The 23,452-nt window shown below is 69.2% G+C and carries 20 protein-coding genes and 1 pseudogene; 13 read left to right on the top strand and 8 right to left on the bottom strand.

Translation table 11 applies throughout. The annotated features are described in order from the left end of the window. Window positions 1–2: 2 nt before the first annotated feature. Both ACGFNK_RS00545 and ACGFNK_RS00540 read right to left on the bottom strand, forming a co-directional pair. Entirely contained in the window at window positions 3–1,199 is a 1,197-nt protein-coding gene (locus ACGFNK_RS00545) for an ABC transporter substrate-binding protein (RefSeq protein WP_393410480.1), read from the bottom strand. A gap of 145 nt (window positions 1,200–1,344) precedes the next feature. Next, window positions 1,345–2,394, bottom strand: coding sequence for an ABC transporter ATP-binding protein (locus ACGFNK_RS00540; RefSeq protein WP_393410478.1), 1,050 nt, complete (start codon window positions 2,392–2,394; stop codon window positions 1,345–1,347). 113 nt (window positions 2,395–2,507) lie between these two features. On the opposite strand from ACGFNK_RS00540, the gene ACGFNK_RS00535 reads away from it, so the two are divergent. Together ACGFNK_RS00535 and ACGFNK_RS00530 are read left to right on the top strand one after the other, a co-directional pair. Beyond that, a complete protein-coding gene (locus ACGFNK_RS00535) occupies window positions 2,508–3,332 on the top strand; it encodes a FadR/GntR family transcriptional regulator (RefSeq protein WP_393410476.1) in 825 nt (274 codons plus the stop codon). Then, the gene (locus ACGFNK_RS00530; protein ID WP_393410474.1) at window positions 3,280–4,077 is read left to right on the top strand and encodes a cache domain-containing protein; all 798 of its coding nucleotides are present in this window, start codon (window positions 3,280–3,282) and stop codon (window positions 4,075–4,077) included. Before ACGFNK_RS00535 ends, ACGFNK_RS00530 begins: the two co-directional genes overlap by 53 nt. A 198-nt stretch (window positions 4,078–4,275) precedes the next feature. Here ACGFNK_RS00530 and ACGFNK_RS00525 read toward each other — a convergent pair whose 3' ends face one another. Then, window positions 4,276–5,268, bottom strand: a complete 993-nt coding sequence (locus ACGFNK_RS00525) for a GlxA family transcriptional regulator (protein WP_393410471.1) — start codon at window positions 5,266–5,268, stop codon at window positions 4,276–4,278. A gap of 52 nt (window positions 5,269–5,320) precedes the next feature. Between ACGFNK_RS00525 and ACGFNK_RS00520 the strand changes: the two genes are divergently transcribed. Then, entirely contained in the window at window positions 5,321–5,716 is a 396-nt protein-coding gene (locus tag ACGFNK_RS00520; RefSeq protein ID WP_393410469.1) for a cupin domain-containing protein, read from the top strand. A gap of 60 nt (window positions 5,717–5,776) precedes the next feature. Here the strand turns inward: ACGFNK_RS00520 and ACGFNK_RS00515 are convergent, their stop codons facing one another. Both ACGFNK_RS00515 and ACGFNK_RS00510 read right to left on the bottom strand, forming a co-directional pair. Further along, on the bottom strand, window positions 5,777–6,430 hold the full coding sequence (locus ACGFNK_RS00515) for a hypothetical protein (protein ID WP_393410466.1): 654 nt from the start codon (window positions 6,428–6,430) through the stop codon (window positions 5,777–5,779). Between the two features lie 81 nt (window positions 6,431–6,511). Then, on the bottom strand, window positions 6,512–6,874 hold the full coding sequence (locus ACGFNK_RS00510; RefSeq protein WP_393410464.1) for a hypothetical protein: 363 nt from the start codon (window positions 6,872–6,874) through the stop codon (window positions 6,512–6,514). A gap of 116 nt (window positions 6,875–6,990) precedes the next feature. Here ACGFNK_RS00510 and ACGFNK_RS00505 point away from each other — a divergent pair, with 116 nt between their 5' ends. From ACGFNK_RS00505 to ACGFNK_RS00495, 3 genes are all read left to right on the top strand, one after another. Further along, a complete protein-coding gene (locus ACGFNK_RS00505) occupies window positions 6,991–7,395 on the top strand; it encodes a VOC family protein (RefSeq protein WP_393410461.1) in 405 nt (134 codons plus the stop codon). Window positions 7,396–7,610: 215 nt separating this feature from the next. Beyond that, the gene (locus tag ACGFNK_RS00500; RefSeq protein ID WP_393410458.1) at window positions 7,611–9,929 is read left to right on the top strand and encodes a glycosyltransferase; all 2,319 of its coding nucleotides are present in this window, start codon (window positions 7,611–7,613) and stop codon (window positions 9,927–9,929) included. Further along, entirely contained in the window at window positions 9,926–11,146 is a 1,221-nt protein-coding gene (locus tag ACGFNK_RS00495; RefSeq protein WP_393410455.1) for an acyltransferase family protein, read from the top strand. Before ACGFNK_RS00500 ends, ACGFNK_RS00495 begins: the two co-directional genes overlap by 4 nt. 73 nt (window positions 11,147–11,219) lie before the next feature. On the opposite strand, the gene ACGFNK_RS00490 is transcribed toward ACGFNK_RS00495, so the two are convergent. Beyond that, complete coding sequence (locus ACGFNK_RS00490) at window positions 11,220–11,582, bottom strand: DUF4180 domain-containing protein (RefSeq protein ID WP_393410452.1); 363 nt, start codon at window positions 11,580–11,582, stop codon at window positions 11,220–11,222. Between the two features lie 375 nt (window positions 11,583–11,957). Beyond that, window positions 11,958–12,884: a 4-hydroxy-tetrahydrodipicolinate synthase gene (gene dapA / locus ACGFNK_RS00485; protein WP_393410450.1), complete on the bottom strand. Its 927-nt coding sequence runs from the start codon at window positions 12,882–12,884 to the stop codon at window positions 11,958–11,960. Between the two features lie 71 nt (window positions 12,885–12,955). Between dapA and ACGFNK_RS00480 the strand changes: the two genes are divergently transcribed. Beyond that, window positions 12,956–13,879, top strand: coding sequence for a LysR family transcriptional regulator (locus ACGFNK_RS00480; protein WP_393410448.1), 924 nt, complete (start codon window positions 12,956–12,958; stop codon window positions 13,877–13,879). 23 nt (window positions 13,880–13,902) lie between these two features. Continuing rightward, window positions 13,903–14,260: pseudogene (locus tag ACGFNK_RS00475) on the top strand (IS5/IS1182 family transposase); the annotation flags it as partial. 21 nt (window positions 14,261–14,281) lie between these two features. Here the strand turns inward: ACGFNK_RS00475 and ACGFNK_RS00470 are convergent. Beyond that, complete coding sequence (locus tag ACGFNK_RS00470; protein WP_393410446.1) at window positions 14,282–14,902, bottom strand: TetR/AcrR family transcriptional regulator; 621 nt, start codon at window positions 14,900–14,902, stop codon at window positions 14,282–14,284. A 161-nt stretch (window positions 14,903–15,063) separates the two neighbouring features. Here ACGFNK_RS00470 and ACGFNK_RS00465 point away from each other — a divergent pair, with 161 nt between their 5' ends. The 5 genes from ACGFNK_RS00465 (at window position 15,064) to ACGFNK_RS00445 (ending at window position 23,292) form a co-directional block, all read left to right on the top strand. Next, on the top strand, window positions 15,064–16,005 hold the full coding sequence (locus ACGFNK_RS00465) for an ABC transporter permease (RefSeq protein ID WP_393410444.1): 942 nt from the start codon (window positions 15,064–15,066) through the stop codon (window positions 16,003–16,005). Further along, entirely contained in the window at window positions 16,002–17,924 is a 1,923-nt protein-coding gene (locus tag ACGFNK_RS00460; RefSeq protein ID WP_393410441.1) for a dipeptide/oligopeptide/nickel ABC transporter permease/ATP-binding protein, read from the top strand. The genes ACGFNK_RS00465 and ACGFNK_RS00460 overlap by 4 nt, the downstream gene beginning before the upstream one ends. Beyond that, a complete protein-coding gene (locus ACGFNK_RS00455) occupies window positions 17,921–18,985 on the top strand; it encodes an ABC transporter ATP-binding protein (protein ID WP_393410439.1) in 1,065 nt (354 codons plus the stop codon). The genes ACGFNK_RS00460 and ACGFNK_RS00455 overlap by 4 nt, the downstream gene beginning before the upstream one ends. A 73-nt stretch (window positions 18,986–19,058) precedes the next feature. Then, window positions 19,059–20,657, top strand: coding sequence for an ABC transporter substrate-binding protein (locus ACGFNK_RS00450; protein WP_393410436.1), 1,599 nt, complete (start codon window positions 19,059–19,061; stop codon window positions 20,655–20,657). 118 nt (window positions 20,658–20,775) lie between these two features. After that, window positions 20,776–23,292 (top strand): beta-glucosidase, encoded by a 2,517-nt coding sequence (locus ACGFNK_RS00445; RefSeq protein ID WP_393410433.1) that lies wholly within the window; start codon window positions 20,776–20,778, stop codon window positions 23,290–23,292. Window positions 23,293–23,452: the final 160 nt, after the last annotated feature.

Here is a 23,452-nt window from a genome sequence, read left to right as displayed (position 1 = left end):
CCTCAGCCCTTGATCTCGGTCCAGGCCTGGACCCACTTGGCGTACGGCACGCACTTCGCGTCCGTACGGCCGTCGATGCACTGAGCGATGGGAGTGGTCCAGTAGTGGACGTTCTTCCAGTACGGCTCGTCGCTCGCGTGGTACGTGGCGCAGTGGTTCTTGTCGGCGGTCAGGTCGCAGGACTTGGCATTGGACGGTGCCTCGCCGAAGTACTCGGCGACCTGGGCGTTCACCTCGGGCGAGATGATCCAGTCCATCCACTTGTAGGCGCAGTTGGGGTGCTCGGCCTTGGCGGAGAGCATCCAGGTGTCGGACCAGCCGGTGGCGCCCTCCTCCGGGAGGACGGCCTCGACGTCGGCCTTCTCGGCCTTGGCGGCGTTGACGATGACCTGCCAGGTGGTGCCGACGACGGAGTCACCGCTCTTGAAGGCCGAGATCTCCTTGAGGTAGTCGCTCCAGTACTCGCCGATGTTGGCGTTCTGTTCCTTCAGCAGGGCGACGGATGCGTCGAACTGCTTCTGGTCCAGCGCGTACGGGTTCTTGATGCCCAGCTCGGGCTGGGTCTTCATCAGGTAGAGCGCGGCGTCCGCGATGTAGATCGGGGAGTCGTACGCGGTCACCTTGCCCTGGTACTCCGAGCCCTTGTCGAAGACGACGGACCAGGAGGTGGGGGCGGGCTTGACCTTCTCCGTGTTGTACATGAGGAGGTTGGCACCGCGGCCGTGCGGGACGCCGTAGGGCACATCCTTGACGGTGTTCCAGTCCTTGTTCTTCAACCCCGCGAAGACGTCGGCGTAGTTGGGGGTCAGGTCGGTGTTGACGGGCGCCGCGTCACCTGAGGCGATGAGCCGCAGCGAGGCGTCGCCGGAGGCGGACACGGCGTCGTACTGGCCGGTCTTCATCAGGCTGACCATCTCGTCGGAGGAGGCCGCGGTCTTGGTGTTGACCTGACAGCCGGTCTCCTTCTCGAAGTCGGAGACCCAGTCGACCTCCGGGTCGTTGGTGCCGTCCTCGACATAGCCGGCCCAGGCGATGAGGTTGACCTCACCCTCGGTCTTGCCGAGCTTTTCCTGGGCCTTGAGGTCCGGCGGGTTCAGGCCGGAGGCGGCGGAGCCGGAGCCGGAGCCGTCGGACGAGCCGCAGGCGGTGACGAGAAGCAGGACACCGACCGCGGTGGCCGCCTTGAGCGAATGGGACATGCGCACGGGAATCTCCACGAGTGGGAAGGGGGATGGGCAGGGCAGGGCACGGGCCAGGGGGGCCGCCGGGCACGGACGGGGCAGGGGGCACGGCACGGGGGGGGGCAGGGGCCGGGCGCGGGGGACGCGGTACGGACGGGTGCGGCTACTTCGCTGCCCGGACCGCTTCCGGAACACGGAAGTTGTGGCGGTGGTGCCACTGGAGCCTGACCCGGGAGCCGCGGTAGGCGGCGACGTCCTCGGACGAGGTCTCCAGGTTCTGCTGGAGGGCGGTGAGCCGCCCGCCTGCGTCGAGGTCGACCAGGAAACGGGTCGCGTCCCCCAGGTAGACGACCTCGGCGACCGTACCGACGGCGGTGGAGTGGTCCGGATCGTCGACGTTCTCGGAGTCCTTCACCACCCGGATCTTCTCCGGGCGGACGCTGTACGTGCCGACCTTGCCCACCACCTGCTCGGCGGCCTCGCCGGTGAGCAGGTTGGAGGTGCCGACGAAGCCTGCGACGAAGGGGGTGGCGGGCCGTTCGTAGATCTCGGCCGGTGTGCCGATCTGTTCGATGCGGCCGTGGTTGAACACCGCGATCCGGTCGCTCATCGTCAGCGCTTCCTCCTGGTCGTGCGTGACGAAGACGAAGGTGATGCCGACCTCGCGCTGGATCGCCTTCAGCTCGATCTGCATCCGCTCGCGCAGCTTCAGGTCGAGGGCGCCGAGCGGCTCGTCGAGCAGCAGCACCTTCGGGCGGCCGACCAGGGCGCGGGCGAGTGCGACGCGCTGCCGCTGGCCGCCGGAGAGCTGGGACGGGCGGCGCGTGCCGAAGTCCTCGAGCCCTACGCCCGCCAGCGCCTCCCGGGCCTGCCTCAGCCGCTCGGCCCTGGGCACCTTGCGGACCTTGAGGCCGTAGGCGACGTTCTGTTCCAGGGTCATGTGCGGGAACAGGGCGTAGTCCTGGAACACGGTGTGCACATCGCGTTCGAAGGGCGCCAGGCGCGTGACATCGGAACCGGCGAGCTCAATGGTGCCGCTGGTGGGAGCCTCGAAGCCGGCGATCATCCGGAGCACCGTGGTCTTGCCCGAGCCGGACGGACCCAGCATCGAGAAGAACTCGCCGTCCGCTATCTCCAGATCGACTCCGGCCACGGCCTCTGTCCGGCCGAACGCCTTGCGCAGGCTCTGCAGCCGGATCGCCATTCCCTCCATGGGCGGGAACCTTTCTGATGCTGTCGGACGTTGACCATAAACATATGAAGTCATAGTTCTAATTTCAAGGCCCCATTAAGGTAACGGCTGAGTCAACAAGCAAGGTGGTGGTCGTGAACCGCGACAAACCGGGCGCCCAAAGGGCCGTCTTCACGCCCGTCGACACCCTCGCCCGGGTGGATGCCGTCGTACGCAGACTCGGTGACGCCATCGACCTCGGGTTGCTGGCCGACGGTGAGCAGCTGCCCGGCGAGACCGAACTCGCCGCTCAGCTCGGCGTGTCCACCGTGACCTTGCGCGAGGCCCTGATGGCTCTGCGTCAGCAGGGTCTGGTCACCACCCGCAGGGGCCGCGGCGGAGGCAGCTTCGTCACCGTGCCCGACGAGCCTGCGGAGGACCGACTGCGGGCCCGTCTCTCCGACTGGAGCACCGAGGAACTCCGCGACCTCTCCGACCACTGGGCGGCCGTCTCGGGTGCCGCCGCCCGGCTCGCCGCCCAGCGCACCGAGCCTCAGGACCTCCGGCAACTGAACAGGTCCCTGGGAGAGTTGACGCGCGCGGAGGACACCGCGGCGCGCAGCCGGATCTATGGACGCTTCCACGTCGAACTGGCCGCGGCCGCTCAGTCCGCCCGGCTGACCAAGGCGGAGGTCACCCTCCAGACCGAGGTGGGAGCACTGATGCGCCTCGTACTCGGCGAGGACGAGTACCTTCAGGACGTATTGGATCGTCACCGCGCCGTAATCGCAGCTGTGCATGATGGTGCAGACGACCGTGCCAGGGCCTTGGCCGAACAATGCGTGCAGACCTCCATGACGCGTCTGATCGAACTCCGCCTCGGTCCTGTCCACGGGGCGCGCGGTCCCCGTCCGAAGGAGGACCCCCATGGGCAGCGGCAGCGATCCCCGTCTCGAACACGCCCCGGCGGCGGTTCTTGACGAGCTGACGGTCGCCGACGTGGCCGCCCGTGTCCGGGACGCGCTCGAAGGAGTCTTCGACGCCGTGTGCCGGACGGGGGCGGACACGGAGGCGGTGCTCACCTCGGCCGGCATGAACGGCCGCCGTCCGGTCTCGGCCGATCTGGCGGCTCTTCGCCCCGGCCTGCACGCCCGCCTCAGCCGGTACGACCTGGTCTCGGGGGTCGGCTTCGTGGCGGTGCCCGGGCTGCTCGGCGACGTACCGGCATGCCTGGAGTGGTGGCAGACCACCGCGGACGGAACCCTCCGGCCACTACTGCTGGACCTGGACCCGGAGCACTCGGCGTACTACGACTACACCCACTGGGACTGGTTCACGCTGCCCCGCGACACCGGGCAGCGGGCCGTCGCGGGACCCTACGTCGACTATCTCTGCTCGGACGAGTACAGCCTCACCCTCTCCGCACCCGTGATGGTCAAGGGCCGCTTCATGGGAGTGGCCGCGGCCGACGTCTATCTGCGGCATTTCGAAGCAGGCGTCGTGCCGATACTCCAATGCCTGCCGGGACCCGCCCGCCTGGTCAACGCGCGCGGCCGCGTCGCCGCCTCCACCGACCCTCACCACCTGGCCGGATCGCTCATCAAGGGCCCGGACTTCGCGACGGTACTGGCCGGCTCGGCAGACGGTGTCGAACACGGCGGCCTGCAACTGCGTCCCTGCGACGGCGTCCCACTGATCCTGGTGACAGCGGCCCAACGCCCGTAACCCGGGCGCCCGCACTCCGCAGTCCGGGTCGCCGGACATGCGCTTCCGGCTCGGCACCGCCCCTTGCATCGGCGTTCTCGCAACCGCACACCCGGAACGGATGCATCGCACGGTCGGAAAGCCGCTTCCGGATCGACTGCGGACCCACGGGCTCCTCGCCTTGCGACAAAGACCTTCGGGATGCAGGATGCCCCGCCGTCAATCCGCTTCCGGCCCGAACCGACGCCTGTATGCCGACGGAGTGATGCCCGTCTCGCGGCGCATCAGAGTGCGCAAATTGGCAGCGGTGCCAAGCCCGCTGCGCCGCGCGACCATCTCGAAGCGGGACTCACCTCGCTCGATCAACCGGCATGCCAAGGCGAGTCGTTCCCCTGTGAGCCACATCAACGGCGTCGTTCCCAATTGTGCCCGGAAGCGACGATGCAGCGTCGCCGCACTGACCGCCGCGCGCGACGCAAGGTCCGAGACCGTGAGCGGTGAGTCCAGCCGCTCCTGCGCCCAGGCCAAGAGGGGCGCCAGGGACTCGTCAGGCAGGTCGGGCATGGGCCGCTCCACGAACTGCTGCTGCCCGCCGTCCCGGTTTGCCGCGAAAACCAGTCGTCGACTCACCGAGTTGGCAACCTCCGCGCCGTAGTCGCGGCGGACCACATGCAGCCCGAGATCGAGCGCGGCCGCGCTCCCCGCGGCGGTGAGGATGTCGCCGTCGTCCACGAACAGCACGTCTGGTTCGAGGCGGACAGCAGGAAAGCGCGCCCGGAAGGAATCCGCCCACTGCCAGTGCGCGGTCGCCCGGCGCCCGTCGAGAACTCCGGCCTCGGCCAGTGTGAACGCGCCGCTGCAGAAGCCGACCAGGCGCGCACCGCGCGCGTGCGCCCGTCGGACGGCATCGAGCACGGCGGGGCGGCGGGGCACCTCGACGTCGGGACGGTTGGGGACGATCAAGGTGTCCGCCGTGTCGGCCGCTTCCAGACCGGCGACTCCCGTGAGTGTGAAGAATCCGTCCCTCATCAGGGTGCGGGGCTCGGGGGAGCAGAGCCTGAAGTCGTAGAGATCACGGCCGATCTCCGGTCTGCGCAGACCGAAGACCTCGGTCGCGCAACCGAGCTCGAAGGGGTTCGAGTTCTCGTCGACGATCACGACGACCCGGTGTACGCCCGCCGAGCGCAGTGCGTGCGAGGATTCTTTCGCCATGCGCAATTTCTAGCACTCACCTCGGCCATGCAAGACGGCTCAGGATGAGCCCATGAGTAACGAACCCATCTCCCTCAGCAAGGCTCTGGCCTCCTTCGATGCCCTGTGGAGCCCTCGTATCGTCACGCGCGTCAACGACTATGACGTCCGCATCGCCAAGGTCGAGGGCGAACATGTCTGGCACGTCCACGACGACACCGACGAGTTCTTCCTGGTGCTCGACGGAGAGCTGCACATCTCCTTGCGCGAGGCCGATGGGGAGCGCACGGTCCTGCTCCCGCAGGGGGCGGTCTTCACCGTCCCCCGAGGCACGGAGCACAAGCCGTACGCTCCGTCCGGCGCCGCAATCCTCGTGTTCGAGCCCTCCGGGACGCTGACCGTGGGCGATCGGCACGATGAGGTCCCGGACCACGTGGACGCAACGACCGGGCACACACTCAGCACCTGAGCCGACAGGCCTGCGGCGCCTCAAAGCGCTCATCCGCCGGGGCCCGGGTATACGTCAGGCTCAGCCCGCCCCGCCGTCGAGCAGCCGGCTGTAGCGCAGCCGCAGCGCCCGCTCGGTGCTGGCCGCCACAGTGACGAGCCCGACCACGGCGTTGCCCCACGCCGGTAGATCAATGGGCGAGGTGAAGGTCCCGACGTACTGGGCGACGCCCTCCGGCGCCCGGGTGACCTGTTCGGCGAGCTGAAGGATCAGGAGAACCAGGCCGATGACGAGCACGATCACCGAGAGGAAACCGATACAGCGGCTCAGTGCGGGGTGCGATCGGTCGAGGCGCGCGCGGCGCCCCTCGGCGGAGGCGGGGTCCGGGACGAGTTGGTGCTCGGACCCCTCGGCGGTGACGTAGTGGCAGCGCTTGAGCCCGAAGCCGCTCGTCCTCACTTCGACGGTGCCGCCCTGGACGGGGAAGACGGCAGGGACTTTGGACTCGGCGTGATGCCTGCCGTCGAGGTACAGATGGGCCTTGACGTAGCCCTCCGACTGATTCTGATGCTTGACCTCGACTGCGTAGACCGTCTGCCGGCCGTCGTCGTTCACCAGCCGAAGATGGAACAGTGCGCGGGTAAGCATCTGCCACCAGCGGAAACGCTTCAACGGTCGCCCGTCCCCGGGTTTGACCCGCTGCACAGCCCGACGATGCCGCCACTCCCTGAGCATGTCTCTACTCCCGTTACTTGCTGGGTTCCGCCGCGCAGGCGAGGTCCCGCGCCGGGTGCTGCCCGGTGGTCAGGAACGCCGTCACCGCGTCGTTCGCGCACGTAAGGCGGCCTTCTCCGGGCACGGGCCCCAGCGCACGGTGTCCGGCGTCGCCGCCACCGACACTCCCGGAATCGCCGTCGCCGCCACCGCGGTGGCGGCGACGGCGAGGGACAAGGTTCGGTGCATCTGATGTCCTCCTGAGGGGCGTACGGGGGCGCCGGAACGGGCGGGCATGGGACGGCCCCGCCGCCAGCCGTCCATGCGGACCAGCACGTCGATCTGGGCGGGGTTGCAGAGGTTCAGGACGGCCAGGCCGAGCGCGTGGGGCAGCCCTTTCACGGAGTGGACGTCGCCTTGGGTGTGGGTCAGACGCTCAGCGTCGGTGACGGGTGCCGAGGTCATGCATCCATCTCAGCCGCCTTCACGCTCGCCTGGCAGGGCGTGGTGTCATCACTTCGCAGTGACGTTCGTCAGGACGAAAGCATGACGTGGTGTCACACCGTCTCTAATCTGGACGCATGACGGTGATCGGGCAGATCTCGTTGGGTGTGAGTGATGACCGGAGAGCGGGGGAGTTCTGGCGTCAGGCGCTGGGATACGTGCGGCGCCCGCCCCGCTTCGAAGGCGACGACTGGATCGTGCTGGAGCCTCCGCCGGGAGGTTCCGGGGTGGCGATCGCGATGGACGTGAGTGAGAGTCCTGCGGAGGAGTTCCCCCGTGTCCACCTTGATCTCAAGGCGGGACAGCGTGACCTCGATGACGAGGTTGACCGTTTGGTGGCCCTGGGTGCACAGCGTGTCGACTGGCCGCACTACCCGGAGAACCGTCGCCCCGAACAGCCTCCGTACGTGGTGCTGGCCGACCCGGAGGGGAACCGCTTCTGTGTGGAAGGGCGGCCCGCAGGTTGGTGCCGAGGGGTCTGAGCTTCGGCCGTCACGCTGCCGCTCAGGCCCCACCTGACGGCAGCGATCTTCGCCACGTCGGCATAAGACCGCAAAGAGAGTGTTACGCCGTCGAAGGCTTGCCGACACAGTGATCGCCAAGGCTGATGTCGTCAATTGCCCATACCCACAAGGCAGTTGAGCGCTCATCCGAATCAAGGTCCTCCCCCACAATCCGACAGGATCGGACCACATAGATGCTGAATCAGCTTGGGCACGCCCGCGTGCCCCAGGACGCTCACGCGCGCGTGCCCCGAGATACCGAGCCCAGCCCCGGTCACGTCCTGGCCGTCGGGACGCCGGGAACGAAGCGTGAACAGCTGGGCCGTACGCTCATATCGGCCGGCTACGAGGTCTCTCACGCGGCGCCGGGAGACGTCATCCGGCAGGCGCGGCAGTACCGGCCCGACGCGATCGTCGCCCTCGACGAGGGACTTGGTGTCGTACGGGAGGTGCGTGCCGATCCCGCGGGACAGGCGCTGCCCCTCCTCATGGTCACCGCGGACGGCTGCCCCAAGTCCGTGGCCGGGCTGCTGCGGGACGGCGCCGACGACTGTCTGCCTCAGGCACCCGACCCGGACGAGCTGGACGCGCGGATCGCGGCCAAGCTGCACCGAGTGCCCGTCCCCGTGGACCAGTTGCTCCTCGACCCGCGCACCGGTCTGTACTCAGGACCGCACTTCATGGACGAGCTCGACCGGGAGCTGAGGCGTCCGGCGGCGGCCCGCCGCGGAGGCGTCCTCGCCGTGGTCGGTGTCGCCGAGACCGCCGCGCTGGAGGCCCGGCTCGGCACACGTGTGCGGCGTGAGGTCGCCGAACGGCTCGCCCAGGTCGCCGAGCGCCTCGGCAGCGGCTGCGACCGGCTCGGCTGGGACGACGAAGGGCGTCTGCTCATGCTGATGCCCGGCGTCGACGAGGAGGCGGCCCTCGGCGCGCTCCAGGAGTTCGCCACCACCGTCGCCGGCACCCGGTTCGTCGTCGCCGACGAGAACGTACGGCTTACTCCTGCCGTCGGCTGGACCCCGCTCACCGACCACACCGGCCACAGCCGCCCGGTTCAAGAAGCTCGGGACGCCGCCGCGGAGGCCGTACGCCACCGGGATCTGCGCCCCGTCCGCTACGAACCGTGGATGCGCGCCAGGGCCCGGTCGTCCCACCGCGGCGCCCGCACCTCCCTCGCCCCGCTGCTGTCCCCGGTGCTGAGCCTGCTGCTCGGCATCGGTGTGCCGTTCCTGATCTATCAGCAGGCCTACGCACTCGGCTGGGACCTCGCTTCGGCCGCGTACTGGGTGGTGGTCGCCGGTCTCGTCGTATCCGCGCTGCTCATCGTGCTGGAGTGCCTGTACTCGCTCGACGCCGAGCCCCGCCCCGCGCAGGCCGCGCAGCCGTATCCGCCCGCCAGTGCCGTCATCGCCGCGTATCTGCCGAACGAGGCCGCCACGATCGTCGACACCGTCGAATCGTTCCTGCGCCTCGACTACCCGAACGAACTCGAGATCGTCCTCGCCTACAACACCCCGCACCCCCTGCCCGTCGAGGACACCCTGCGCGAGATCGCCCGCCGCGACCCCCGCCTCGTCCTGCTCCCCGTGCCGGGCAGCACGTCGAAGGCGCAGAATCTCAACGCTGCCGCTACGCGCGTAGGAGGCGAGTTCGTCGGCATCTTCGACGCCGACCATCATCCGGCGCCGGACGCCTTCCGGCGTGCCTGGGACTGGCTGTCGAACGGCTACGACGTCGTGCAGGGCCACTGTGTGATCCGTAACGGCGAGAGCTCATGGGTCGCCAAGCTGGTCGGCGTCGAGTTCGAGGCGATCTACGCGGTCAGCCATCCCGGCCGGACCCGGATGTACGGCTTCGGGGTGTTCGGCGGTTCCAACGGCTTCTGGCGTACGGATCTTCTGGCGCGCACCCGGATGCACGGCTCGATGCTCACCGAGGACATCGACTCCACGATGCGCGCGCTGGCCGAGGGCGCCCGGATCGCCATGGACCGCACCCTCGTCTCGCGCGAGCTGGCGCCCACGATGCTGAAGCCGCTGTGGAACCAGCGCTCGCGCTGGGCGCAGGGCTGGCTCCAGGTCTCACTGCGGCATCTGTGGCGCGGGCTCCGGTCGCCGCTCTTCACGCGCCGCCAGAAGGCCGGCCTCTTCGTGCTGCTCGGCTGGCGGGAGGTGCAGCCGTGGCTGTCGCTGCAGATCCTGCCCGTGCTGCTGCACGCGGCGTTGCGAGCGGGCGGGGTGGACGGGCTCGACTGGGCCGTACCCGTCTGTCTGCTGGCGGTGGCACTGACCCTGTCCGCCGGAGTCGTGCAGGCGGCGTTCGCCTGGCGCCTCGCGGTGCCCGAACTGCGGCGCCGTAAGGCCTGGTTCTGGCGGTACCTCCTCGTGACGACGTTCTTCTACACGCACTTCAAGAACCTCGTCGCGCGGCAGGCGCACCTCAAGGAGGCGATGGGGGACCGGCGTTGGCGGGTCACACCGCGAGCGGAACGAGCGGAGGTGTCCGAGGCGTGAAGCGTTCCACCCTCGAACTCCAGGGCTTCCGCGGTCTCGCCGCCCTCAGCACCGTCGTCTTCCACGTCTGGCAGCAGTACTACACGTACGACGCCGAAGGCTCCCATCCGCCGGTCGACAACCCCTGGCTGGGCGCGCTCATCTCCCTCGAAGTCATCGACCTCTTCTTCGTGATGTCCGCGTACCTGCTGACTCTCTCCTATGCCCGCGCGGCCATCGACGAGGGGTCGGTACGGCCGGGCAAGGTGTTTCTCTTCCGGCGGGCGGTACGCATCCTGCCGCTGTACTTCCTCGCGGTCCTGGTCGTCTGGGCGAGCCGCAACCCCACGCTCCCCGGCGACTGGCGCGACCTGGTCGAACACCTCACGTTCACGCACATCTTCGACCGCGAGCGGATCTTCTACACGCTGGGCCCGAGCTGGTCTCTGTCCCTGGAGATCGCGTTCTACCTCTCCCTGGTCGCCCTAGGGCCCTTGGCGATACGGGCCTGCCGCCGCCTGAGCACCCGCCGCGCGAGGGTGGCGCTCTGCGCCTCGGGCTGCGTAGCCCTGTTCGCGGCTCCCGTCGCCTGGATCGCCTTCGCCCACCACGTCCTTGGCATCCCGCACACCAACTGGCCGGTGTACTTCGGCCCCCAGGCCCGCTTCGGGGGCTTCGCGGCGGGCATGGGCCTCGCGGTGCTGCTGGTCGCGCTGGGGGAACGGGGCCGGATCGCCGGCCGCTGGTCCGTGCTGCTCTCGGTGGCGTCATTGACGGGCCTGTACGCGCTCTCGTATGCGTCCGCCCCGGAGAACCTCGCCCACACCTACTACCACCCGCTCGCGGCCCTGCTGTGGTTCGTGCTTCTCCTCGCGACGCTGCATGCACGCCAACGGGTGCGTGGACACGCGGTGTTGAGGGCCCGGTGGGTCACAGCGGTCGGCCTGATCAGCTACAGCCTCTACATCTGGCACGAACCGGTCATGCTCCAACTCGACAAGACAGGGTGGCTGCCACCGGGCCCGTCGGGCTTTCCGCTGGGCGTCCTGATCGTCCTGGCGGTGGCACTGCCGACGGCGGTACTGAGCTATTGGCTCGTGGAGTACCCAGGCAGCCTGCTGGTCCGGGCGAAGGACGGGGCGGGGAGGCCGCGGGAGTTCTACCCGGCGGCGCCGGCGACCTCACCGTCACCGGAGCGGGAACCGGAGCCGGTCGGGGCGCCGCAACCGGTGCGCTGAGGGTACGAGTCCCGCACGTGTCCTGCGCGCACGGAAGCCCGTTCGCGCAGGACACACCAACGGGCCGGGCCTTCTACCCCTTGAGCCGCTCCTTCAGCTTCTCCACATCGGCCAGAAACCACGTCTGCCGCCCACGATTGCACTCACGGACGAAGTCCCGCAGCGCCGAACTGGCCTCCGTATGACGGGAGATGTCACCGAGGATGATGATCCCCACGCCGTACTGGGCGAACTTCTGGATGATCCCTCCGGCGACACGAGTGCTCAGCTGGAAGAACGCCTCGTCTAACCGCTCGGCGGGGATGACGACCCACTGGGCGCCCTGATACCCGGCATCGCCGATGAAATCCAGCGCGTCGCGTTCGCTGCGGATGGGTTCGCCCTCGGGGGCGCACATCAGGACGGGGACGTCGTGGATCTTCTGCAGGGTGGTCATGGCGCCCAGGCTACGAGGTAGCCGAGACAGGCGAGAAAGGGTTTACCCACACCGTCGCGACTTTGAAGGAGGCCCACACGGTCTTGCCCGGCACATGCTCGGTGACGCCGAAGTCATCGGCCAACTCGCGGACCAGTGCCCTCGCCCCGTACACCTCTCGTGGTCGGATCGTCGGCCTGCCGTTACCGCTGTCGCGCACCTCCAGTCTGAGTAGGTGACCGACCAGGAGCAGCTGCTTCCTGCCGCCTACCCGGGATCACTCTCGGACGGCCGGGACAGCTCGCCCACGTGGGGAGTGTGGTGGCACGGGAGCGGGCTGGGCCCATCGGCTTGCATCGAAGTCCACCGGGTTCCCCCGGGGACCACGGGCCCGTGTCAGGCCGCGGTCTCTTGGTGGGTTTGGTGGGTCCTGGCGGTTGCCAGGTCTGCAGCTCGCCGGACCGAATCGGCGGAGGCGGCCAGCAGCGGCAGCCGGACGGCCGGGCTGGGGATACGGCCCTGGGCGTGCAACACCCCCTTGATCACGGTCGGGTTCGGCTCGGCGAAGAGCGCGGCGGACAGCCGGGCCAGCTCGGTTCCCAGCCTGCGGGCCGGTCCGGTGGCGTCACGCTGCCACAGCGAGATCAGCTCGGCGTAGTCAGCGGTGCGGACATTGGCCGACGCCAGGATGCCGCCGCGGGCGCCCGCCGCGAGCAGTGGCGAGATGACGGCGTCATCGCCGCCGAGCACCGCGAAGCCCGAGATCGACGAGCCGAGCAGTTCCATCGCGGCTGCGTCGATCGCGCCGGTCGCGTACTTGACCCCGACGACCTCCGGTAGGTGCCTGAGCGCCTTCAGCGTGCTGGTGCTGAGGGGCTGACCGGTGCGGTACGGGATGTCGTAGACGACCAGCGGCAAACCCCCGTGCTCGGCGAGTGCCGTGAAGTGCGCCAGCGTTCCCGCCTCGCCGGGCCGGGTGTAGGGCGGCGTGGGAACCAGCGCCGCGGCGACGTCACCGCTTTGAGCGAGCTCCTGCAGTGTCGTGATGGCGTCGGCGGTGTCGTTGGTGCCGACGCCGACGATCAGCGGAGCTCCGTGTGCCCGGCAGGCGGCCGAGCAGATGCGGACCACGGCCCGCTTCTCCTCGGTGGTCAGCGTGGCCGCCTCCGCGGTGGTGCCCAGGGCAACGAGTCCCCGAGCGCCGCCGGCCGACAGCGCCTCGTCGGCGAGGCAGGCGAGCGCGTCCGGGGCGAGGCGCAGGTCGTCGGTGAACGGAGTCACCAAGGGGACAAACAGGTCGGTGAGATTCACTTCGGGCTTCATGCGCCCAGCCTGACCGACCCAAACCCGGTAGATCCAGTTCATATTTCTTCGCTTATACGTAAGCTGACCTTATGCTCGATGTTCGACGTCTCCACCTGCTGCGCGAACTGGACCGACGCGGCACCATCGCGGCCGTCGCCGAGGCGCTGACCTTCACCGCCTCGGCCGTCTCCCAGCAGCTGAGCGTGCTTGAGCGCGAGGCGGGCGTACCCCTGCTGGAACGAAGCGGCAGACGGGTGGTGCTCACCCCTGCGGGCCGCACCCTCGTCACCCACGCCGATGCCGTCCTCGAACGCCTCGAACTGGCGGTCTCCGAGCTGGCCGGGGCACGCGAGGGCATCGGCGGGCCGCTGCGGATCGGGACGTTTCCCTCTGGCGGCCCCGCGATCGTGCCCGCCACGCTGGCCGAACTGGCCCAGCGGCATCCCGCGCTGGAACCGATGGTGCAGGAGATCGACTCGGCGCGGGTCTCCGACGGCCTGCGCGCCGGCGAACTCGACGTGGCCCTCGTCCACGACTACGACTTCGTGCCCGCGTCACCGGACACCACGGTCGACCAGGTGCCTCTGTTGGAGGAGCCGATGTACCTGGCCACCGACAGCGCTCCCGCTACCGGCCGCGTCGCCCGCGGCGACACGCTGGCGGAGCTGCTCGGACCGTGGGCCATGTGCCCATGGATCACGGCCCGGGACGGCACGACCGGTCACGCGATGGCCGTACGCGCCTGTCAGGCGGCCGGATTCCAGCCGCGCATCCGCCATCAGGTCAACGACTTCCGTACGGTCTTGGCACTGGCCGCCATCGGGCAAGGCGCCGGATTCGTACCGGAGATGGCCATCGCACACGCCCCCGAGGACGTGGTCCTGACCCGGCTGCCCCTCTTCCGCCGTTCGAGGGTCGCCTTCCGCGCGGGCGGCGGCGCCCACCCGGCGATCGCAGCATTCGTGGCGGCGGCGCGAACAGCGGTGGGCGCCACGGGCCGTGCTCCTTACTGATCGCTTCAGTGAGTTGAGTCGCGGGTCCTGTGCTCGGCGATCTTGGTCGAGGGACCGTGGGCTGCTCCGGAGTGACGGCCTGGCGTCGGCCGCGGGACTGGACCGAGGCCGGCGTCTGGCCACGCCTGCACGCCGCCCTGCTGGCCGAGCTTCGGCGCGCCGACCTGCTGGACCTGGACGACTGCTCCGTGGACGGGTCGCACGTCCCGGGCCCTGAAAGGGGGGATCACGTCGGTCCCTCGCCGTCGACCGCGCCCGTTCCGGCTCAAGCGGAGGCGTCCCCGCCGCAAGCCCCGGCGTCTGTGCGCGGACCGGGGCTACGACTTCGACAAGTACCGCCGCCTGCTGCGGAAGCGCGGCATCAATCCTCATACCGCCCGCTCACGCTGGCCTTTCTGTGTCTTACGGTGGCGTGTCGCTGGGCTGGTCCGTCAGGCCTGAGGGCGGGGCAAGCCAGGTTTCGTAGAAGGCGTCGAAGGCGGCGACCATGTCCACGTCGCGGTCGTAGAGCCATTGGATCTGCAGGCCGTCCAGTAGCGCGAGAAGGACGACAGCCGCCTGGTCGGGATCGCGGTCTGCGCGGATGTGGCCCTCCCGCTGGGCTCCACTCAGGTATCCACTGACCTGTTCACGCAGCCGCTCGTAGCGTTCGGTGAAGAACTCATGGGCCGGGTGTTTCGCCACGGTGGCCTCGGCCGACAGCAGGGCGAACAGTTGGACGAGTCCGGGTCGCTGGGCGTTCAGGCGCACCAGTTCGGGGACGCCGGTGAGGTGTGCGTCAGCGAATGCGGCCTGGTCCTCGTCGTCGCGTTCCTGGATTATCGCGGACAGCAGCGCCCGCTTGCCGCCGAAGTGATGGGTCAGCCCGGTATCGCTGAGCCCGACGCGGGCGGCGATCTCGCGCAGCGATGACCCGTGGTAGCCGTACTCGGCGAAGACCTCGACAGCGGTCTGCAGGATCTCGCGGCGGCGTTGGGCGGTCTTGGCGTACGGCCCTCGAGCCGGGGGTGTTGAGCTGGCCACGTCAGGCAATATACCGGCACACGAAAACCTTGTACATCCCCTGTTTTGGGGCTACGGTCTCGGCTCACAACCTCGAAACCCCGGCGTAACGCCTGCGAAGTGGAGTCATCAATGGATGGCATCGACATGAGAATCCCCTGGCCACGGGTGGGGTGGTGACCGTGGGGAGGCTAGTCGCACGGCGACTGCTGTGGGGCGTACCCATGCTGCTGCTCGTCTCGTTCTTCTCCTTCCTGCTGGTGTCGCTCGTTCCCGGTGACCCGGCCCGGTCGGTGCTGGGACCGCTGGCACCGCAGGAGCAGGTCGACACGTTGCACCAGCAGATGGGGCTCGACCGTCCGCTGCCAGAGCAGTACGCGAGCTGGCTGGGCGACGCCGTGCGCGGGGACCTGGGGGCATCACTGGTCACCGGGACCGACGTGGGGCAGCTGCTCACGCCACGGTTGCCCGCCACGCTCTCGCTGATCATCCCGGCGACGCTGACGGCGGCGCTGGTGGGGATCGTCCTGGGGGTGGCCAGCGCGGTACGCGGTGGCGTGCTGGGGCGGCTGGTCGACATGCTGTCCATGGTCGGGCTGGCCGTTCCCGGCTTCTGGCTGGCGCTGCTGCTCGTCTCCTGGTTCGCGGTGCGCTGGCGGTTGTTCCCCGCCACCGGCTACACCGCTTTCACGGCATCCCCGGCGGAGTGGCTGCGGTCGTTGGTCCTGCCGGTCGCGGCCGTCTCTCTCGGCGCGGTGACCGCGGTGGCCAAGCAGACGCGGGACTCGATGCTGGACGCGCTCAATCACGACTTCGTGCGGGTGATGCAGGCCAACGGCCTGTCCCGCTGGTCGATCGTCTACCGGCACGCCTTGCGCAACGCCGCGATCCCCGTCGTATCCGTCCTCGGGGTCATCTGCGCGAGCCTCCTCGGCGCGGCCGTGCTGGTCGAGAACATCTTCGGCCTTCCGGGACTGGGATCGGGCGCCGCGCTGGCCGCCGTGCAGCATGACATCCCACTGCTTCAGGGGGCAGTCATCTATTTCACGCTCATCGTCATCGTCGTCGGCCTGGTCGTCGACGTATGTCACGCCTGGCTCGACCCCAAGGTGCGTACCAAGTGAGCGCGGCCGTCGGTGTTGGGCGCTTCCTCGGTGGCCTGCTACGGCGCCCACTGGCGCTGGTTTCGTTGCTGTGGCTGCTCGCCGTCGTGTTCTGCTCGCTTTTCCCGGAGATGGTGACCGGCCGCGACCCACTGGAGCAGGATCTGCTCGCCTCGTTGCAGGGTCCCTCCGCGGCGCACCCGCTCGGTACGGACCGCCTCGGTCAGGACCTGCTCAGCCGGCTCGTACACGGTGGGGCGACCACGCTGTGGGGCGTTCTCGTCGCCACAGTGGTGAGCGTCGTCATCGGCGTGGCCCTCGGCCTGGTCGCCGGCTACCTCGGTGGCGTTGTCGACGCGATCACCGTGCGCGTCGCCGAACTGCTGTTCGCGATCCCGGGCGTCATCATCCTGCTGGTCGTCTTCGCCGTGTTCCCGAACAACGTGACCGCAGCGATGGTCACCTTCGGTGTCCTGCTCGCCTCCGGTCTGATCCGCGTCGTGCGCTCCGCGACGATGTCCGTACGGCAAGAGCTGTTCGTCGCCGCCGCCAAGGTGTCCGGCCTGTCCGACGCGCGGATTCTGTACCGGCACGTGCTGCCGCGCCTGACCAGCCTGGTCATCGTCCAGGCTGCGTTGATCGCCGCCTTCGCGCTGGTCACCCAGACTGGCCTGGCTTTCCTCGGCTTCGGACCGCCGCCGCCCCAACCGAGCTGGGGTGGTCTGGTCGAAGAGGCGCGCGGCGTCGTGGTGCAGGCCCCGTGGGCGCTGGTTCCTCCCGGAGCGGCGATCGCGTTGACCGTCCTGGCATTCAGCTTGCTCGGCGATGCCGTGCGGGACACGGCAACCCAGTCCTGGGCTTCGACCAAACTGGTACGGCGCACGGCGAAGCGCGCCGCATCATCACCCGGCCACCCCGGTGAGAGCACGATCCCGGAGAACAGCCTGCTCTCGGCGCGCCACCTTTCAGTGGCCATCCCGCTGCGTTCGGCAACCGGTGACCGGACGCTGACGACGGTGGTGGACGACGTCTCCTTCGACATCAGTCCCGGTGAAATCGTCGGACTGGTAGGCGAGTCGGGTTGCGGCAAGAGCGTGACCGCGCTGAGCGTCCTGGGCCTGACCCCGGGCGGCGGCTCGACAACCGGCGGATCCTGCCACTTCGCCGGAACGGACCTCGTTCGCGCGTCGGCACGACAGTGGGGCGAGGTACGCGGCCGGGGCATCGGGTTCGTCGCACAGGAGCCCATGGTCAGCCTCGACCCCACCGTCCGGGCAGGGGTACAGCTGGCCGAGGCGGTACGCCGACACACGAAGGTGAGCCGCCGTGAGGCACGTCGACGCGTCATCGAGCTGCTGAGCAGCGTTCGCCTACCGGACCCGGCCGACGTGGCCCGCCGCTACCCGCACCAGATGTCCGGGGGCATGGCCCAGCGGGTGGCCATCGCCTTCGCCCTGGCCGGAAGCCCGAAGCTACTCATCGCGGACGAGCCGACCACCGCCCTGGACGTCACCGTCCAGGCGGAGATCCTGGCGCTGTTGCGGGCATTGAGCCGCGAGCGCGGCATGGCGGTGCTCATGGTGACGCACGACTGGGGTGTGGTCGCCGAACTGTGCGACCGCGCCATCGTGATGTATGCCGGCCAGATCGTCGAGGCGTGCACGGTGGACAGTATCTTCGCGCAGCCCCGCCACCCCTACACGCTTGGGTTGCTGCGCTCCGATCCGCACCGGGTGGTCGACGGGGAGCGGCTGCCCACGATCGCAGGCACCGTACCCGCCCCCACCGACTGGCCGGCCGGCTGCCGGTTCGCCGATCGGTGCGACCACGTCATCACCGAGTGCCGCCGGGCATCGGTCCAGCTGAGCAACACCGGTCCCGCACACGTGGCGCGCTGCCTGCGTAGCGACGACCTTCGCCTTCAGGAGGTGTCGGCATGAGTAGCGAGGAGCGCGGACCGGATGAAGCCGGTGAGACGGGACACCATCGGGCCCTGCTGAACGTGCGCGGACTGCGCGTCGACTACGGCCGCGGGCGCGGTGCCGTGCGAGCCATCGACGACGTGAGCCTGTCCGTGGCGCCGGGCGAAACGGTCGGCCTGGTGGGTGAGTCCGGGTCGGGCAAGTCAACGATCGGACGGGCGATCGTCGGCCTCACGCCGGTGGCAGACGGGGCGATCACCTTTGCCGGAGAGGACATCACCCACGCGCGCGGCGGACGGCGCCGCGAACTCAGCGCCTCGCTGCAGATGGTCTTCCAGGACCCGTACAGCTCACTCAACCCCGCCAAGACGGTGGGCGCCACACTGGTGGAGCCGCTGCTGGCCCGCCGGGAGATCAACCCGCGAGAACGTCCGGCACTGGTGCGACAGGCCCTGGAGCGGGTTGGGCTGGCACCCGAGGCGGCAGGGCGCTACCCGGCCCAGTTCTCCGGCGGGCAGCGGCAGCGCATCGCGATCGCCCGGGCGTTGGTGGCCTCGCCGCGACTCGTCGTCTGCGACGAGCCGGTCAGCGCACTCGACCTGTCGATCCAGGCACAGGTCATGAACCTGCTCGCCGACCTGCAGGCCGAGCTCGGGCTCAGCTACCTGTTCATCGCCCACGACCTCGGCGTGGTCCGGTATCTCTCGCAACGCATCGTCGTCCTGTACCGCGGGCAGGTCATGGAGTCGGGACCGGCCTCCCTCGTGTACGCCCGCCCCGCACACCCGTACACCCAGGCGTTGATCGCCGCGGCGCCGATCCCCGACCCGAAGGCGGCAAGGGCCCGGGCGGCGGCCGCACCGCGCGAGCAGGCCGAGCGGAACCTCCCCTCGGAGAGCTGTCGATTCGCATCGCGCTGCCGATACGTGATCGACGCGTGCACCCGCCAGCGCCCGCCGCTGGTGCCCACCCAGAGCGGCGCGCTGGTCGCCTGCCTGCGCCACGACGAGATCGGCAACCCTGCCGCGACGGACCCGGCGGCTCACTCACAACCCGATCACTCGAACGCCGCCCGCTGACCCACCGCTTGCGGCATCCCCATCCCCTCTTACCCCCTTGCATTCCCCCGCATGGGACGCGAAAGGAAAACTCATGTCGATCCGCTTCGCCGGCGCACCACTGGGCCGAAGATCCCGTTGGGCCGCCTTCCCGGTTGCCGCCGCCCTGCTCCTGACCGCCTGTTCGACTGCTTCCTCGGGCAGCGGTGAAGGCAGCGGCAAAGGCAGCGGCACCTCGGTCGGGGACACCCTGACCTACGCAGTGGCCGGAGCCCCGACACTCGACCCGTACAAGGCCAACCTCGACCCCAACAGCTCGACGAACATCAACCTCGCCTACGCCGCACTGATCCGGATGAACCCCGACCGGACGTTCACCGGCGACCTGGCCAAGTCGTTCGGCTACACCGACAAGAAGAACAAGGTCTTCCAGCTGAAGCTGCGCCCCGGCGTCAAGTTCGCCGACGGTACGCCGGTGGACGCCGCTGCCGTGGTGGCCTCGCTGAAGCATTTCCGCAAGGTCGGGGTCAACGCCGCCAGTTGGGGCGGCTCGATCTCGAGCATCACCGCGCCGGACCCCTCGACCGTCGTGATCAAGAACAGCACATCCAACCCCGTGATGCCGATGCTGATGAGTCAGGCACTGCTGTCGGGCTCGATCATCTCCCCGGCGGGACTGGCCGATCCGAGCAAGCTGGCCAAGGAGACCTTCGGAGCCGGTCCGTACACATTGGACCCAGCCGCCACCGTGCCGAACGACCACTACACCTATACCGCGAACCCCAACTACTGGAACAAGGCGCAGCAGCGCTGGAAGAAGGTCGTGGTCCGGATCATCCCCGACGGTAACGCCACGGTGCAGGCGATCCAGACCAACCAGGTCGACGCCGCCATCGTGGGGCCGGACGCCGGCTCGGCACTCACCGCCGCCGGCCTGCAGCACGTCAAAGCCGGCACAGCGATGATGGGCATGGTGCTCGCCGACCGCAGCGGCACCATCGCCGCGCCCTTGAAAGACGTGCGGGTACGCCAGGCGCTCAACCACGCCATCGACCGGGCGGCGGTGGCCAAGGCGATCTTCGGCGACTTCGCCGAACCGACCAGTCAGACGTCGATCCCTGGCTACGACGGCTACAGCAAGGCGCTGGACACCCGTTACCCGTACGACCGAGCCCAGGCCAAGAGCCTGCTGGCCGACGCGGGATACCCCAACGGGTTCACACTCAAGGTCGAGACGCAGGGCTTCTTCGGCATCAACGTCGTCACCCAGGCCGTCATCGCCCAGTGGAAGAAGATCGGCGTCAAGGTCAAGCTGACCACCGACGCACAGCCGCCGCAGTGGATCGCCAACGTGATGTCGGGCAAGTTCCCCGTCACCGGGTTCGGCTACGGCGCCCTCCCCACATATCTGTCGGCGCAGAACTTCATGCTGCCGACGCCCAACCCCTTCAACCCGTTCGGCACCGGTGACAAGAAGCTGAATCAACTGCTCACCAAGGCGGCGGCGGAACCGGATCCCGCCAAGCAGGCCGCCGTGTACCAGCAGGCCACCGCGCGCCTTTCGGAGCTGTCCTGGTTCGCGCCCGTGGCGCGGGTCGCCGGCATCCTCGTCGTCGGCGACCGCCTCGGCGACATCGACAAGGCGGGCAACGGGAGCCTGCCCGACGTGCTGTCCCTGCGACCCGCTGCCTGATCAACGAGAGGAGTGAGCCTGGGGGGCGTTCCTCCCAGGCTCCCCTCGGCGTGCCCGCCCCCGCCCGCTCCTCACCGCGATCCGTCGCATGCACCTTATGTCCAGGAGGACAACCACTGTGGCCCAGCAACAGGTAGGGACCACCATCGACGAGGGCGAACTGACTCGCCGGCTCGCCGCGTTGACCCTGGAGCAGAAGGTCCGGCTCGTGACCGGCGCCGACGCCTGGTCGCTGTCCCCGGAGCCGGCCGTGGGGCTACGCCGGCTGGTGATGTCGGACGGGCCGGCCGGCGTGCGGGGAGAGACCTGGGACGAGCGGCAGCCGTCGGCCAACGTCCCCGCGCCCACGGCCTTGGCGGCCACCTGGGACGAGGCTCTGGTAGGTCGGCTGGGTGGGCTGCTCGCGTTCGAGGCCCGGCGCAAGGGCATAGACGTACTGCTGGCACCGACCGTCAACATGCATCGTTCGCCGTACGCCGGGCGGCACTTCGAGTGCTTCAGTGAAGATCCGCTGCTGACCGCACGCATGGGGGCGGCGTACATACGCGGGCTGCAGGACGGCGGCGTCGCGGCCACCGTGAAGCACTTCGTGGCCAACGACTCGGAGACCGAGCGGATGACACTCGACGCCCGCGTCGACGAGCGCACTCTGCGCGAGGTGTACCTGGCGCCCTTCGAAGCGATCGTCCGCGACGCCGGCGTATGGGCGGTGATGGCCGCATACAACGCGGTCAACGGTTTCACGATGACCGAGAGTCCGTTGCTACGCCAGGTCTTGCACGCCGAGTGGGGCTTCGACGGCGTGACGATGTCCGACTGGTTCGCCACCCGATCCACCGTGGCGGCGGCGAACGCCGGCCTCGACCTGGTGATACCGGGCCCGCAAGGACCTTGGGGTGAGGCATTGGTCGCCGCCGTCCACAACGGTCTGGTGGCCGAGGCGACCGTCGACGACAAGGTGTTGCGCTTGCTGCGCCTGGCCGCCAGGGTCGGCGCCCTCGACGGCCTGCCACCGGTCCCGCAACCAGCCACGTACGACGATGCCGCCGTCGCCGCACAGTTGCGCCACGCCGCCGCAGCCGGGTTCGTGCTGGCCCACAACCGCAACGGCGCGCTGCCACTGACACGCACGGAGCTCCGGAGAGTGACCGTTCTCGGCCCCAACGCCGAACACGCCCGCACACTCGGTGGTGGCAGCGCGACCGTCTGCCCGCCGTACACAATCTCACCGCTGGAGGGCCTCCGCACCGCCCTACGGGGCACCACAGAGGTCACTTACGCGGTCGGCGTCCAACCCCACACCCGCACCCCGATCGCCCGCGCGCCCTGGCTGCGACTTCCCGACGGCACCGGCGTCGGAGTACGAGTGAGCTTCCTCGCCGCCGACGGAACGGTACTCGCGGGCGAAACACGCACCGCGGGCTCATACACCTGGCTCGGTTCCTTCGGCCCCGCCGTGCCGGCCCACGCGGTCACCCGAATCCAGGTACACACACGGATACGGGCCATCGAGCCGGGCGCCTACGAGGTCGGCTGTTCCGGCATCGGCCGCTTCGACTTGGCCATCGACGGCTCACCTGCCTTCGACGCCACACTCGAACTGCCACCGGAAGCCGACATGATGACCGCCATGACGGCCCCGCCGCAGCGTACGCACACCGTCCACCTCGACGGGGGCGAGGACGTCGAAGTCATCCTGACCCATCACCTCGAGGCCGCGAGCGAATCGGCGCCGCCCGGCGTCTTCACCAGCTTCCAGGTCAACCTGCAACCGCCACGCCAGACCGACGAGGCCGACCTTGAACGGGCCGTGGCGCTGGCTCGTGACGCCGACGTCGCGGTCGTGGTCGTGGGCACGAACGAGGAGGTGGAAAGCGAGGGCTTCGACCGGAGCAGCCTGGCCCTGCCCGGACGACAGGACGAACTGGTACGGCGCGTAGCCGCGGTGAACCCGAGGACCATCGTGGTCGTCAACTCCGGCGCCCCGGTACTGCTGCCCTGGGCCGACGACGTCGCCGCGATCCTGCTCGCCTGGTTTCCCGGCCAGGAGTTCGGCAACGCCCTCGCCGACGTCCTGCTGGGCCTCGTCGAACCGGGCGGTCGGCTGCCCACCACCTGGCCCGACACCGAACACGCTCTGCCGTCCACACAACCCACCGACGGTGCGCTGCGCTACGACGAGGGACTACACGTCGGATACCGCAGGTACCGGGCCGGCGCCCCAGCACCCCGGTACCCCTTCGGACACGGACTGGGCTACACGACGTGGGACTACCTGTCGATCGACGCACCGACCAGCGTGGACCCGGACAGGGACGTGGACATCACCGTCCACCTACGCAACAGCGGCCGGCGGCCCGGCCGGGAGGTTGTGCAGGTCTACCTGCGCCGGCCCGGCAGCGCCATCGAACGCCCAGCCCGCTGGCTGGCCGGGTTCACCGCCATCAGCGCCACACCGGGCGAAGAGGTCACCGCGACGGTGCGGCTGACCACGCGAGCGTTCCAGCACTGGGACACCACAGACGGCCGTTGGAGCCTCGAGCCGGGCACGTTCCATCTCGACGTCGGCTCCTCCGCCGGCGCCGTACGCCTCACAGCCGATCTCACCGTCCACACACCAAGCGAGCCGGCGTGAATCCGTCGCCGGGGATCAGCGCCCATGGCCGCCGGCCGGCCAGGACACCTTCCTGCCACACCTTCAGGTGACGACGAATCACCTATGTACTCACCTACCGCCCTCTCAACGCCGGGTGCTTCTATTCGGTGCCATGACGCCAACCGTATTTTCCGCTCCG

The sequence above is a fragment of the Streptomyces sp. NPDC048825 genome, from assembly GCF_043198355.1.
Taxonomy (GTDB): Bacteria; Actinomycetota; Actinomycetes; order Streptomycetales; family Streptomycetaceae; genus Streptomyces; species Streptomyces xiangluensis.
Note: the sequence above shows the minus strand (reverse complement) of the source record. Positions and strands in the feature narration are given on the sequence as shown.

Bases quoted from the DNA above. Each gene is read 5' to 3' on its own strand.
- ACGFNK_RS00545 (WP_393410480.1), bottom strand. From the start codon at position 1,199: ATGTCCCATTCGCTCAAGGCGGCCACCGCGGTCGGTGTCCTGCTTCTC.
- ACGFNK_RS00540 (WP_393410478.1), bottom strand. From the start codon at position 2,394: ATGGAGGGAATGGCGATCCGGCTGCAGAGCCTGCGCAAGGCGTTCGGC.
- ACGFNK_RS00530 (WP_393410474.1), top strand. From the start codon at position 3,280: ATGGGCAGCGGCAGCGATCCCCGTCTCGAACACGCCCCGGCGGCGGTT.
- ACGFNK_RS00525 (WP_393410471.1), bottom strand. From the start codon at position 5,268: ATGGCGAAAGAATCCTCGCACGCACTGCGCTCGGCGGGCGTACACCGG.
- ACGFNK_RS00520 (WP_393410469.1), top strand. From the start codon at position 5,321: ATGAGTAACGAACCCATCTCCCTCAGCAAGGCTCTGGCCTCCTTCGAT.
- ACGFNK_RS00515 (WP_393410466.1), bottom strand. From the start codon at position 6,430: ATGCTCAGGGAGTGGCGGCATCGTCGGGCTGTGCAGCGGGTCAAACCC.
- ACGFNK_RS00510 (WP_393410464.1), bottom strand. From the start codon at position 6,874: ATGACCTCGGCACCCGTCACCGACGCTGAGCGTCTGACCCACACCCAA.
- ACGFNK_RS00505 (WP_393410461.1), top strand. From the start codon at position 6,991: ATGACGGTGATCGGGCAGATCTCGTTGGGTGTGAGTGATGACCGGAGA.
- ACGFNK_RS00500 (WP_393410458.1), top strand. From the start codon at position 7,611: ATGCTGAATCAGCTTGGGCACGCCCGCGTGCCCCAGGACGCTCACGCG.
- ACGFNK_RS00490 (WP_393410452.1), bottom strand. From the start codon at position 11,582: ATGACCACCCTGCAGAAGATCCACGACGTCCCCGTCCTGATGTGCGCC.
- dapA (WP_393410450.1), bottom strand. From the start codon at position 12,884: ATGAAGCCCGAAGTGAATCTCACCGACCTGTTTGTCCCCTTGGTGACT.
- ACGFNK_RS00480 (WP_393410448.1), top strand. From the start codon at position 12,956: ATGCTCGATGTTCGACGTCTCCACCTGCTGCGCGAACTGGACCGACGC.
- ACGFNK_RS00455 (WP_393410439.1), top strand. From the start codon at position 17,921: ATGAGTAGCGAGGAGCGCGGACCGGATGAAGCCGGTGAGACGGGACAC.
- ACGFNK_RS00450 (WP_393410436.1), top strand. From the start codon at position 19,059: ATGTCGATCCGCTTCGCCGGCGCACCACTGGGCCGAAGATCCCGTTGG.